11 protein-coding genes and 1 pseudogene are annotated in these 12,219 nt (G+C 60.7%); 8 read left to right on the forward strand and 4 right to left on the reverse strand.

Annotated elements, in window-relative coordinates; genetic code table 11:
* Positions 1–181 (forward strand): annotated as a pseudogene (locus tag VF672_RS06540) (oxidoreductase); the annotation flags it as partial.
* Between the two features lie 139 nt (positions 182–320).
* On the opposite strand, the gene VF672_RS06545 reads toward VF672_RS06540, so the two are convergent.
* The 4 genes from VF672_RS06545 to VF672_RS06560 form a co-directional block, all read right to left on the reverse strand.
* Positions 321–608 carry a YceK/YidQ family lipoprotein gene (locus VF672_RS06545; protein WP_331102699.1) on the reverse strand — a complete coding sequence of 96 codons (288 nt, stop codon included), beginning with the start codon at positions 606–608 and terminating at the stop codon, positions 321–323.
* Positions 601–1,230: a flavin prenyltransferase UbiX gene (gene ubiX, locus VF672_RS06550; protein ID WP_065988388.1), complete on the reverse strand. Its 630-nt coding sequence runs from the start codon at positions 1,228–1,230 to the stop codon at positions 601–603. Before ubiX ends, VF672_RS06545 begins: the two co-directional genes overlap by 8 nt.
* Entirely contained in the window at positions 1,227–2,576 is a 1,350-nt protein-coding gene (mpl, locus tag VF672_RS06555) for a UDP-N-acetylmuramate:L-alanyl-gamma-D-glutamyl-meso-diaminopimelate ligase (RefSeq protein WP_331102702.1), read from the reverse strand. Before mpl ends, ubiX begins: the two co-directional genes overlap by 4 nt.
* A gap of 1,237 nt (positions 2,577–3,813) precedes the next feature.
* Positions 3,814–5,730: a sigma-54-dependent Fis family transcriptional regulator gene (locus tag VF672_RS06560; RefSeq protein WP_331102704.1), complete on the reverse strand. Its 1,917-nt coding sequence runs from the start codon at positions 5,728–5,730 to the stop codon at positions 3,814–3,816.
* Between the two features lie 301 nt (positions 5,731–6,031).
* Here VF672_RS06560 and VF672_RS06565 point away from each other — a divergent pair, with 301 nt between their 5' ends.
* From VF672_RS06565 to VF672_RS06595, 7 genes are all read left to right on the forward strand, one after another.
* Entirely contained in the window at positions 6,032–7,552 is a 1,521-nt protein-coding gene (locus tag VF672_RS06565; RefSeq protein WP_331102706.1) for an aldehyde dehydrogenase family protein, read from the forward strand.
* A 367-nt stretch (positions 7,553–7,919) separates the two neighbouring features.
* Complete coding sequence (locus VF672_RS06570; protein ID WP_331102708.1) at positions 7,920–8,567, forward strand: DedA family protein; 648 nt, start codon at positions 7,920–7,922, stop codon at positions 8,565–8,567.
* A 4-nt stretch (positions 8,568–8,571) separates the two neighbouring features.
* Positions 8,572–9,369, forward strand: a complete 798-nt coding sequence (locus VF672_RS06575; protein WP_331102710.1) for a M90 family metallopeptidase — start codon at positions 8,572–8,574, stop codon at positions 9,367–9,369.
* A gap of 140 nt (positions 9,370–9,509) precedes the next feature.
* Complete coding sequence (gene ppa, locus VF672_RS06580) at positions 9,510–10,037, forward strand: inorganic diphosphatase (RefSeq protein WP_037017915.1); 528 nt, start codon at positions 9,510–9,512, stop codon at positions 10,035–10,037.
* Between the two features lie 435 nt (positions 10,038–10,472).
* Positions 10,473–11,195 (forward strand): XRE family transcriptional regulator, encoded by a 723-nt coding sequence (locus tag VF672_RS06585; RefSeq protein WP_331102714.1) that lies wholly within the window; start codon positions 10,473–10,475, stop codon positions 11,193–11,195.
* An 8-nt stretch (positions 11,196–11,203) separates the two neighbouring features.
* Positions 11,204–11,446 (forward strand): hypothetical protein, encoded by a 243-nt coding sequence (locus tag VF672_RS06590; protein ID WP_331102717.1) that lies wholly within the window; start codon positions 11,204–11,206, stop codon positions 11,444–11,446.
* A gap of 117 nt (positions 11,447–11,563) precedes the next feature.
* The gene (locus VF672_RS06595) at positions 11,564–12,073 is read left to right on the forward strand and encodes a TIR domain-containing protein (protein ID WP_331102719.1); all 510 of its coding nucleotides are present in this window, start codon (positions 11,564–11,566) and stop codon (positions 12,071–12,073) included.
* The last annotated feature ends 146 nt before the right edge of the window (positions 12,074–12,219 follow it).

The raw sequence follows: 12,219 nt of genomic DNA on the forward strand, positions 1-12,219 counted from the left end.
CGAGCGGCAGGATCAGCGGCTTGTGGAACAACTGGCCGCGCCCCTGGCCAAGCTGATTCCCGGCAAATACGGCGGCATCGAAGCCTGCAGCCTCGCCCGCGCGCTATGGCGCCTGGCGCTGGAAGAGCAGGACGGCGTGCGCGTGGTGGAGTCGGATGATTTGCGGCGGTTGGGGAAGTAACTGAGCGCTGATTCAACTGACCGGTAAAACCTGTGTAGGAGTGAGCTTGCTCGCGATCGGTTTCTGACAGTCACCGCTTCAGGGCAGGTCATACCGCAATCGCGAGCAAGCTCACTCCTACAGGGATCGCCGATCCGAGCTACATCCCGCCCGTTGCCTGAAACCCCACACCTAGCGCGGTCAGAATCGACAACGGCAGCAGCAGCGTGTCGAGCAGTGCGCTGCCGGGCAGGTCGAGCATCGGGTACTTCGGCGCCTCGGTGCCGAAGCGATCCTTCTCGCAGCAACCGCCTTCGATGGCGTACAGGTCCAGTCGCGTGCCCGCGTACACGACTGGCGCGCCGGGCTGATTGGCATCAAGGGTGCGCACGGTCGAACAGCCCGTGGTCAGCAACAGGCCCAGCGCTATCACAACGACCTTATTCATCGGCGCCAAAATGATGCTCGCCCCAACGCGGCAGCATGTCCTGAGGAATGTTGAGCAGGTTGAGAATCCGAGCGACCACGAAATCCACCAGATCGTCGATCGTCTGCGGCTGATGATAGAAACCGGGCGACGCCGGCAGAATCACCGCGCCCATGTTCGACAGCTTGAGCATGTTCTCCAGGTGGATGCTGGAAAACGGTGCCTCGCGCGGCACGAGAATCAGCTGCCGACGCTCCTTCAATGTGACGTCGGCGGCACGCTCGATCAGGTTGTTGCAGGCGCCCGTGGCGATTGCCGACAAGGTCCCGGTCGAGCACGGCACCACAACCATCGCACTCGGCGAACCGGAACCGGACGCCACCGGTGACATCCAGTCTTCCTTGCCGTAGACCCGAATCTGCCCCGCTGTCGCGCCGGTGTACTCGTTCAGGAACGCCTGCATCATCTGCGGCTTGGGCGGCAGGTTAACGTCGGTTTCGGTGGCCATGACCAGCTGCGCGGCCTTGGAGATGAGAAAGTGCACTTCGCGGTCTTCGCGCACCAGGCAGTCCAGCAGGCGCAGGCCGTATTGGGCGCCGGATGCGCCGGTCATGGCCAGCGTGATGCGTTCAGGGCCACTCATTGCAGCGCCTCCGCCAGTTTACCGTGCAGGCCGCCGAAGCCACCGTTGCTCATGATGACCACATGGGTGCCCGGCTTGGCCTGATTTTTCACCAGCTCGATGATGCCGTCCAGGCTGTCGCACACCGATGACGGGATGGTGCACTGCGCGGCAGTTGCGGCCAGATCCCAACCCAGGTTGGCAGGCGCATACCAGACCACCTGATCGGCCTGCACGACGCTTTCCGGCAAGCCGTCGCGATGGGCGCCGAGCTTCATGGAGTTGGAGCGCGGCTCGACAATGGCAATGATCGGCACATCGCCGACTTTTTTTCGCAGACCATCCAGCGTCGTGGCGATCGCAGTCGGATGGTGGGCAAAGTCGTCGTAGATAGTGATGCCGCGCACTTCGGCGACCTTCTCCATGCGTCGCTTGACGCTTTTGAATGCACTCAGCGCTTCAACGCCCTGCTGCGGCACGACCCCGACATGGCGGGCTGCGGCGAGGGTTGCCAGGGCATTCGCGACGTTGTGTTGGCCTGTCATGCCCCAATCAACGACGCCTTGGGCCACGCCTTCAAACAGCACTTCGAATGTTGAACCGTCTTCGCTGAGTAGCTTCGCCTGCCATTGACCGCCCTCGCCCGTGGTTTGCACCGGCGTCCAGCAGCCCATTTGAATGACACGCTCAAGCGCCGGTTCGGTGGTCGGGTGAATCACCAACCCTTCGCTCGGGATGGTGCGCACGAGGTGGTGGAATTGCCGCTCGATGGCCGGAAGATCGGGGAAGATATCGGCGTGATCGAACTCGAGGTTGTTGAGGATGGCAGTGCGCGGGCCGTAGTGGACGAACTTGGAACGCTTGTCGAAAAAAGCGCTGTCGTATTCGTCAGCCTCGACGACGAAGAAGGGTGTATCGCCCAGCCGCGCCGACACGTCGAAGTTCTGCGGCACGCCGCCAATCAGAAAGCCCGGAGCCATGCCGGCGTGTTCCAGCACCCAGGCGAGCATGCTGCTGGTGGTGGTTTTGCCGTGAGTGCCCGCGACGGCGAGCACCCAGCGACCACGCAGGACGTGATCCGCCAGCCACTGCGGGCCCGAGACGTAGGGCAGGCCCTTGTTCAGGACATATTCCACAGCCGGATTGCCGCGCGACATGGCGTTGCCGACCACCACCAGATCCGGTGCCGGTTCGAGGTGCGAAGGGTCGTAACCCTGCATCAACTGAATGCCCTGCGCTTCGAGCTGCGTGCTCATTGGCGGGTAGACGTTGGCATCGGAACCCGTGACTTTATGGCCAAGATCCTTGGCGAGCACCGCCAGAGACCCCATGAACGTGCCGCAGATACCCAGAATATGAATGTGCATGACCGACCCCTTAAAACATGGGGCGCAGGTTAGCGTACAAGGCGGTGCATGCGCACGGGGGAATTGATCGCGCTTGCTCCGGTCGCACTCGGATGTCCGATGGACGCTGCAGGATTGCGGAGGAACACCTTAGTGGGACCTTGTCACGCTGCAGAATCACCGGTGAACGCGTTAGCGAGACCGGTTGAACGCGTTAGTGGGACCGGCTTTAGCCGGGAAGGCGTCGAATGGCACACCGCGGAATTGAGGCTGGTCACACCGGCCTCTTCCCGGCTGAAGCCGGTCCCACTGATAGACCGCATGCATTCAGTCAGGCTTGGTGCATCTTAATTGCAGATCGCATCCAGTCAGCGGGGCTGGCGGCGAGCTCATTGTAGGACCGGCTTTAGCCGGGAAGACGTCGGGTGTCACGCCACAAATCTGATGGTGTTCAAGCTGGCTTCTTCCCGGCTGAAGCCGGTCCCACTAATAGACCGCATGCATTCAGTCAGGCTTGGTGCATCTTAATTGCAGACCGCATGCAGTCAGCGGGGCTGGCGGCGACCCCATCGTGGGACCGGCTTTAGCCGGGAAGACGTCGGGTGTCACGCCACAAATCTGATGATGTTCATGCAGGCCTCTTCCCGGCTGAAGCCGGTCCCACTAATAGACCGCACGCATTCAGTCAGGCTTGGTGCATCTTAATTGCAGATCGCATCCAGTCAGCGGGGCTGGCGGCGACCCCATTGTGGGACCGGCTTTAGCCGGGAAGACGTCGGGTGGCACACCGCACAATTGATGGCGTACACCCTGGCCTCTTCCCGGCTGAAGCCGGTCCCACTGACAGACCGCATGCATTCACTCAGGCTTGGTGCATGTTAATTGCAGATCGCATCCAGTCAGCGGGGCTGGCGGTGAGCTCATTGTAGGACCGGCTTTAGCCGGGAAGGCGTCGGGTGTCACGCCACAAATCTGAAGGTGTTCATGCGGGCCTCTTCCCGGCTGAAGCCGGTCCCACTAGGAGACTGCATGTATTCAGTCAGACCCGGTGCATCCCAGTTGCAGACCGCATGCAGTCAGCGGGGCTGGCGGCGACCCCATTGTGGGACCGGCTTTAGCCGGGAAGGCGTCGGGTGTCACGCCACAAATCTGATGGTGTTCATGCAGGCCTCTTCCCGGCTGAAGCCGGTCCCACTGATAGACCGCATGCGCACACCGCAGAATCAACCAGATTCACTCTGGCCTCACGCCCGGAACTTCAGCGGCAGATACCGTGTTTGCGCAGCTTTCTGTACAGCGTATTGCGGCTCACCCCTAGCGCTTGAGCGGCGTGGGTGATGTGCCAGCGTTGGGCTTCCAGGGTGGCGAGCAGCGCGACACGTTCGGCGTCGTCCAGGGGCGAGTGGGCCACATCGGCTTTTGCCTGCGCCGTTCCTTGAGTCATTCCTTGCCGAATCGCCACCGGCAAGTCATCGAAACGAATCTGCCCTTCATCGCACAGCGCCGTCAGCGTACGCAGCACGTTGCGCATCTGCCGCACGTTGCCCGGCCAGTTGAAGTCGAGCAGCGCTTGCCTGGCCTTCGCCTCTATCAAGATCGGAAGGCCGCCCGCCTCCTGCGCCAGCAGGCAGTCCAGCAACTGCGCCTTATCACTACGCTCTCTCAGGGGCGGCAAGGCGATTTCCAGGCCGTTGAGCCTATAGAACAAGTCCTCGCGAAAACCGCCGTCTTCCACCCTCTCCAGCAGATTCCGGTGGGTCGCGCTGATCAGTCTGACGTTCACCGCCTGCGGCTCGCCCCCAATGGGCACCACCAGACGGTCTTCCAGCACGCGCAGCAGGCGTGTCTGCAACGCCACCGGCATGTCGCCGATTTCATCCAGAAATAACGTGCCGCCATCGGCCTGCTGCAGCTTGCCGCGCATGCCTTCCTTGCGCGCGCCGGTGAAGCTGCCGCCGCGATAACCGAACAGCTCGCTCTCGATCAGGCTTTCGGGAATCGCCGCGCAGTTCAGCGCCACGAAAGGTTTGGCGCTGCGCTGACTGGCCTGATGCACCGCTTTGGCGAATGCCTCCTTGCCAGAGCCGGTCTCGCCATTGATCAGCAACGGCACGTCGCGTTCGAATACCTTAAGCGCGCGCCGAAAATCCGTCTGCAACGCCACATCAGCCAGACAAACAGCGCTTGAAGAAAGCTGCACCGCCGATTGCCTGACCACCGGCGTAACTCGTGCCTGCACCTCGGCACGTGATTGCCCACGCAGCACGGCGAAAAATCCTCGCCCATCGCGCGTCCGCAGCGGCCAGCTGGCGGCGGCTTCCGGTGAAGCGCGGCTCAGCCACTCATCCAATGAACAGTCGAACATCGTTTCGATGCCCTGCCCCACCAGATCGCCACGGCTCAAGCCCAACAGGTTCAGCGCGCTCTGGTTCAGCGCACTGATGCGGCCCTCGCCATCGAACGCCAGCAGCCCTTCGCTGAACAGGCCGACGGCGCCAGCCTGGAGATGAAAACGCAGCAGCCAGTGATTGTCGAAACGGCTCAGGAAGTAACTGCTTTCGATGATCTTCGCCGACAGGTTGACCAGCGCCATGGTGTGAAACTGGCTCTGCCGCGACACGTCCTGACGGGCCGAGGAAACGTCCAGCACCGCGAGCAGATCGCCATGGGGATCAAACACGGGGCTCGCCGAACAGGTCAGGCCGGTGTGGCGCCCACGAAAGTGCTCGTCGCGATGGATCGTCACCGATTGACGCTCAACCAGGCAGGTGCCGATGCCGTTGGTCCCCTCCCGCGCCTCGCTCCAGTCAGCGCCCAGCCACAACCCGGCACGCTCGAAAATCCGCCGATCGCCTGGTTCGGTGACACAGTTGAGGATGATTCCGTGGGCATCGGTCAGCAGGACCGCGCTGCCCCCGGCAAGCTGACGGTGCAGGCTGTGCATCTCGCCGCCGGCGATGGTCAGGACCTGCTGCAACTGCTCGCGGCTTTCCAGCACACGGGCGTGTTCAAGCACCGTGGTCGGCGTGGCTTGCGCAGGGTCGAGATGATAATCCTCCAGGCACCGCAACCATGAACGCGCGATGGGGGGGTCGGTACCGAGATGATGGGGCGTCTTGCCTTGGGTTACGGTCAGCACTTGTTCGGCGTGACGCGTCAGGTGATTGCTGTGCATTTTTTATTCTTCATCCTGAGCCAGGGCTCTGCGGAGGATTTGCCGGTCAGCATCCTCCTCGTCACGAGCCATTGCAATGATGCGAATGGCGCGGGCCGCCGGGCTGTCATGCAAACGGCACAAACTGTCACCCCGCTCGCCCCGCCACTGACACAACACCCGGCGCGGGTCATACGATTCGTCGACCGAACGCCCATAAACCGGGCCCCGCACGGCAGTGGCCCGCGCTTTGCTCTACGCTGTACCCATGCGCCGCAACGCGTTATCCCCAGACAATCACAAGAGCCAGGAGATATTCACCATGCGTTATGCCCACCCCGGTACTGAAGGCTCCCTCGTTACCTTCAAGACCCAGTACGGCAACTACATCGGCGGCGAATTCGTGCCGCCGGTCAAAGGCCAGTACTTCGAAAACACTTCGCCGATCACCGGCAAGCTGATCGCTGAATTCCCGCGATCCACCGCCGAAGACATTGACAAAGCCCTCGACGCCGCCCATGCCGCGGCCGATGCGTGGGGCAAAACCTCCGTTCAGGAACGCTCGCTGACGCTGCTGAAAATCGCGGATCGCATCGAGCAGAACCTTGAAGTGCTGGCAATCACTGAAACCTGGGACAACGGCAAAGCCGTGCGCGAAACCCTCAACGCGGACATCCCGCTGGCGGTCGATCACTTCCGTTATTTCGCCGGCGTCCTGCGCGCCCAGGAAGGCACGGCGGCGGAAATCGACGGCAACACTGTCGCGTACCACATTCACGAGCCGCTGGGCGTGGTCGGGCAGATCATTCCCTGGAACTTCCCCCTGTTGATGGCCGCCTGGAAGCTGGCGCCCGCCCTCGCCGCCGGTAACTGCATTGTCCTCAAACCCGCCGAGCAAACCCCGCTGGGCATTACGGTGCTGATGGAGCTGATTGGCGATTTGCTGCCCAAAGGCGTGCTGAACGTGGTGCAGGGTTATGGCCGCGAAGCCGGTGAAGCGTTGGCCAGCAGCAAGCGTATCGCCAAGATTGCCTTCACAGGTTCGACGCCCGTGGGTTCGCACATCATGAAACTCGCGGCCGACAGCATCATCCCGTCCACCGTAGAACTGGGCGGCAAGTCGCCGAACATCTTCTTCGAAGACATCATGCAGGCCGAGCCCGAGTTCATCGAGAAAGCCGCTGAGGGCGTGGTGCTGGCGTTCTTCAACCAGGGCGAAGTGTGCACCTGCCCGTCGCGTTGCCTGGTTCAGGAATCGATCTACCCGCAGTTCATGGAAGTGGTGATGAAGAAGGTCCTGAAAATCCAGCGCGGCGACCCGCTGGACACCGACACCATGGTCGGTGCGCAGGCCTCTCAGCAGCAGTTCGACAAGATTCTTTCGTACCTCGATATCGCCCAGGGCGAAGGCGCCGAGTTGCTGACCGGTGGCAAGGTCGAGAAGCTCGAAGGTTCGCTGGCGACCGGCTATTACATCCAGCCGACGCTGCTCAAAGGCAACAACAAGATGCGGGTGTTCCAGGAAGAAATCTTCGGCCCGGTGGTGAGCGTGACCACCTTCAAGGACGAAGCAGAAGCCGTGGCCATCGCCAACGACACCGAGTTTGGTCTGGGCGCGGGCGTGTGGACCCGCGACATTAATCGCGCGTACCGCGTAGGCCGGGCAATCAAGGCCGGGCGCGTATGGACCAACTGCTATCACCTGTACCCCGCCCACGCTGCCTTCGGCGGCTACAAGAAATCCGGCGTCGGCCGCGAAACCCACAAGGTTGCGCTTGAGCATTACCAGCAGACGAAAAACCTGCTGGTCAGCTACGACATCAATCCGCTGGGCTTCTTTTGATTAGCGCAGCAGGGTGAAAAGCAACGGCCTCTTCGGAGGCCGTTTTTTGTTGCAGGGTTTAAGCAATCCAACGTGTAGGAGCGTGGCTTGTCCCGCGATCTGGCGCGCAGCGGCAGCAATCCGGCCAATGCGGGCTATCCATAATCGCGCGGCGGCAGGTTTACGACTGCTGCGCAGCCGATCGCGGGACAAGCCACGCTCCTACCGGTTCGTACCCGCCGCTAACACTTAGCAGACGCAAACCCTGCAGGAGTGAAAGGGGCCGCATGTCGAGCGCCATAATTGCATTGCTTGCCTCTATAATGCCGCGCACATCTCCCCTCTTTGCCCCGCACGACCCGGATCGGGTCACAAACCAGGTGCCTACATGGATTTCAATCCGCTTGATCTGATACTTCACCTCGACGTTTACCTCGACCTGCTTGTGACTCAATACGGCACCTGGGTCTACGCCATCCTGTTTCTGGTGATCTTTTGCGAAACCGGCCTGGTGGTGACGCCTTTCCTGCCAGGCGATTCGCTGCTGTTCATCGCTGGCGCCGTGGCGGCTGGCGGCGGCATGGACCCGGTGTTGCTGGCCTGCCTGCTGATGGCAGCCGCGATACTCGGTGACAGCACCAACTACATCATCGGCCGCACGGCCGGCGACAAACTCTTCAGCAATCCGAATTCGAAAATCTTCCGCCGCGATTACCTGACCAAAACTCAGGAGTTCTATGGGCGCCACGGCGGCAAGACCGTCACCCTCGCGCGCTTTCTGCCGATCATCCGCACCTTTGCTCCTTTCGTTGCGGGCGTGGGCCGCATGCCTTACCTGCGCTTCCTCGGGTTCAGCGTGCTGGGTTCGGTGCTGTGGGTGGGCGGGCTGGTCACTCTGGGCTTCTTCTTCGGCAACATCCCGTTCATCAAGAAGAACCTGACGTTGCTGGTGCTGGCGATCATCCTGATCTCGCTGCTGCCAATGATCATCGGCCTGCTGCGCAGCCGCTCGGGTCGTTCCGCCGAGGCGCGCTGAGCCCATGTGGTCGCTGCGGGAATGGCGCAAACGGCGCACGCTGGCGCGTTATCCCGTGGACCCGCACGTGTGGGAGCGCGTTCGCCAGCGCCTGCCGATCCTCGATGGCCTGAACGCCGACGAGGATCGCTACCTGCTCGACAGCTGCGTGCTGTTTCTGCAGGCCAAACACCTGACCGCACTGGAAGGCGTTGAACTGGATGACGAATCGCGGCTGTTTCTTGCCGCGCAAGCACAGCTACCGTTACTCGCCCTTGACGACTTGAACTGGTACCAGGGCTTTCACGAAATCATCCTGTACGGCGACGACTTCATCAGCCCGCAACGCCACCGCGATGCCAGCGGCGTCGAGCACGAATGGGATGGCGAGCACAGCGGCGAGGCGTGGTCCCAGGGGCCGGTCATTCTGGCGTGGCCGGGTGTGCTGACCAGCGGCGGCTGGGAAGCTTACAACCTGGTGATCCACGAACTGGCGCACAAGCTGGACATGCTAAACGGCGAGGCGAACGGCTTGCCGCCGCTGCACCCCGACATGCGCGTCAGTGACTGGGCCAGCGTTATGCAGCGCGCGTTCGATGACCTCAATCGCCAACTCGATGCCAACCCGGACGCCGAGACCGCCATCGATCCCTACGCGGCGGAAAACCCCGCCGAATTCTTCGCGGTGATCAGCGAATACTTCTTCAGCGGCCCGGATCTGCTGATCGAGGCCTATCCCGAGGTCTATGGGCAGCTAAAAGCCTTCTACCGGCAGGACCCGATGGCGCGGCTGGCGGCATTTGAGCGTGGCACTTTAGACTAGGACGCCGGTCTATCAGGCTCAACACGAGGCCTGAAGCCCGCCGTCACGCATGGCAACGCTTCGGGAATATGCCTATAATCCGGCCACTTTTTGGCGTTGCATGCCAGATTCTGAATGGTCAACCAAGGGGGCAAAGCCCAATGAGCTACAGCAAGATTCCGGCCGGCAAAGACCTGCCGAATGACATCTACGTCGCAATCGAGATCCCGGCCAACCACGCGCCGATCAAGTACGAAATCGACAAAGAAAGCGACTGCCTTTTCGTTGACCGTTTCATGGCCACCCCGATGTTCTACCCGGCCAACTACGGTTTCATCCCCAACACCCTGGCTGACGACGGCGATCCCCTCGACGTGCTGGTCGTGACGCCTTATCCGGTCACCCCGGGTTCGGTGATTCGCGCCCGTCCGGTCGGCGTGCTGAACATGACCGACGACGGCGGCGGCGATGCCAAAATCATCGCAGTCCCGCACGACAAGCTGTCCCAGCTGTACGTCGACGTGAAGGAATACACCGATCTGCCGCCACTGCTGATCCAGCAGATCGAGCACTTCTTCGCGAACTACAAAGACCTCGAAAAAGGCAAGTGGGTGAAGATCGAAGGCTGGGCTGGCGCTGATGCCGCTCGCGAAGCGATCACCAAATCGGTAGCGGCCTACAAGGGCTGATCCGGTTGCGCCCCGCCGAAGCGCTCGACGCTTCGCCGGGGCCACGCTTTACACGCACTTCCTGCCTCGCGAAACACTCCTCCCGCCCCAAAATTTCCCCGTTTTTTCCTGTTTCCTCTCCGCGCAAATGTTTAAAACTGGCCTGGCACACACAGTGTGTTTAATCACGCCGTTTTATTTTCATGTTTGAACAACATCGTTCGGCTCGAACTTGCCCGGCCGCCGCTTGAGTCCGGCATTTACCCGCGCTACTCTCGAAACTCAAGGATGGCAGTGCGTGAGGTCATTGTTGATGCAAGGGAAAACAGTGAAGGAATTGGCCTACAAAAACAGCCGAACGTTGTAATCCGTACATTCATGCCCAAGCATGACGGCGTGCTCATTTGAACACTTCGTTCATTTAAACGAGCTTCAACCCGCCGTAGACTTCGGCACATGAATACTTCAGGTGATCGACTGCGCGGCCTATTGCGAGAGTGCCATCTCTCCGCAACAGACTTTGCCGCCAACCGAAACGTAACGCCGCAACACGTGAACAATTGGTTCAAGCGTGGCATTCCCATGGCGCGCATTGAGGAAGTTGCTGAATTGCTCAGCGTGAACGCGCGCTGGCTGCGCAGTGGCGAAGGCCCCAAGCACCCCGGACAAGACCGGGAAAGCGCCCGGGAGCCCGACATTCAACCACCCCGAGCCGAGCGAACCGTGCGCGAAGAACTGGAAATGCCGGTCTACACCGAACTGCAGACGCAAAGCGCTGGCCGGACGGCGGTCGGCGAAATCCACAATCATAAAGTGCGCCTGTCCCGACGCGTGCTCGAAACCATGGACGTGGAGCTGCACAACGCCATCTGTGTAGCGATGGTCGGCAACAGCATGGCGGACAAGATTCAAGACGGATCGCTGATCGGCATTGATCGCGGGCGGGTGCAGATCATCGACGGCGAGATGTACGCCCTCGAACATGACGGCATGTTGCGGGTGAAATACCTGTATCGCCTGCCGGGCGGCGGCCTACGCCTGCGCAGCCACAATTGCGCCGAATACCCGGATGAGATATTCAGCGCCGAGCAGGTGCAGGCGCAGCACATTCAGATTCTGGGCTGGATTTTCTGGTGGTCCACCCTCAATAACCGCCGTCATCCGGCGACGCTGCGATGAGGGGCGCAATGAGTGTGTTTCGGAACTGGGCATCGGTGAACAACATGGGTATCCTGCACGCCTTCGTTTCAGCACCCATCGGCCACACGCGGCTGGGTGATCGACTTGGCAAGGTCTGCGCGACCTGCCCGGTCAACCTCACAAGCGCCTCCTCGCAGCGCGCACTTTTGCGGACGGGTGCGGTTAGCCAAAAACTAATCAAACCCGTCACCGAGAAGCCGGCCACAAGCCGGCTTTTTAACTTCGCATGAATACGTCGTACCGCTAACCCACGCGGCGCAACCGCGCGCCCGTAAACCGGCGATCAATGGACTGAGCACCTCACCAACGAAGCCATAATGCCTTCGTTTCACTACAGGAAGTTTGTCATGAGTTATCGCAACAAGACCTACATCGCGTTCGCCAGCGAAGACCTCTCTTATTACTCGCTGATGAAAGCCTGGAAACAGAACGAGAAGATCGATTTCGACTTCTTCAATGCCCACGACTTGTTTGTGGCGCGCGACACCAGCTCGCCCGAGACCATCAAGCGTCGTCTGCGTGAGCGATTGAACAACACCAAGCAAGTCATCTTTCTGAGCAGTGAAGACGGTCGACGCAAAGGCGGCGACGGGGACTCGTTCCTTGCCTTTGAAATCGAGGTCATTCTTGAGCTCGATCTTCCCATTGTCATCGCGAACCTGTGTCAGAGCCGAACGATCGTGACGGACAACATTCCGCAGCCGCTCATTGATCAGAAGCACTTCAACGTCTCGGTGTCTTTCCAGCCAAAAATCATTCAGTACGCGCTGGACAACTATGTCGAGGGCTACGCGAAAAGCGAGATGCAAGGTGCCCACCGGTATGTCCAGAGGATCTACGACGAGCTGGGCATGTGATGACCATCCTTCAAGACATGCAGACGTGGCGCTTCTGGCGCCACTTCCTGGTGGCGTTGTTTGCCTGTGTCGGCGGGCTGTCGACAGTCATGCAGACCTATAACGTCATTTATCCCGGCAGCCATGTCATGGAAGGTTTCGGCATT

Origin of the sequence: Pseudomonas sp. (assembly GCF_036387035.1) — a bacterium.
In the GTDB taxonomy this organism is placed as follows: Bacteria; Pseudomonadota; Gammaproteobacteria; order Pseudomonadales; family Pseudomonadaceae; genus Aquipseudomonas.

What these genes read in the sequence shown, in the direction of transcription:
- VF672_RS06585 (WP_331102714.1), top strand. Translation starts at nt 10,473, where the DNA reads ATGAATACTTCAGGTGATCGACTGCGCGGCCTATTGCGAGAGTGCCAT.
- mpl (WP_331102702.1), bottom strand. Translation starts at nt 2,576, where the DNA reads ATGCACATTCATATTCTGGGTATCTGCGGCACGTTCATGGGGTCTCTG.
- VF672_RS06570 (WP_331102708.1), top strand. Translation starts at nt 7,920, where the DNA reads ATGGATTTCAATCCGCTTGATCTGATACTTCACCTCGACGTTTACCTC.
- VF672_RS06560 (WP_331102704.1), bottom strand. Translation starts at nt 5,730, where the DNA reads ATGCACAGCAATCACCTGACGCGTCACGCCGAACAAGTGCTGACCGTA.
- VF672_RS06590 (WP_331102717.1), top strand. Translation starts at nt 11,204, where the DNA reads ATGAGTGTGTTTCGGAACTGGGCATCGGTGAACAACATGGGTATCCTG.
- VF672_RS06595 (WP_331102719.1), top strand. Translation starts at nt 11,564, where the DNA reads ATGAGTTATCGCAACAAGACCTACATCGCGTTCGCCAGCGAAGACCTC.
- VF672_RS06545 (WP_331102699.1), bottom strand. Translation starts at nt 608, where the DNA reads ATGAATAAGGTCGTTGTGATAGCGCTGGGCCTGTTGCTGACCACGGGC.
- VF672_RS06565 (WP_331102706.1), top strand. Translation starts at nt 6,032, where the DNA reads ATGCGTTATGCCCACCCCGGTACTGAAGGCTCCCTCGTTACCTTCAAG.
- VF672_RS06575 (WP_331102710.1), top strand. Translation starts at nt 8,572, where the DNA reads ATGTGGTCGCTGCGGGAATGGCGCAAACGGCGCACGCTGGCGCGTTAT.
- ubiX (WP_065988388.1), bottom strand. Translation starts at nt 1,230, where the DNA reads ATGAGTGGCCCTGAACGCATCACGCTGGCCATGACCGGCGCATCCGGC.
- ppa (WP_037017915.1), top strand. Translation starts at nt 9,510, where the DNA reads ATGAGCTACAGCAAGATTCCGGCCGGCAAAGACCTGCCGAATGACATC.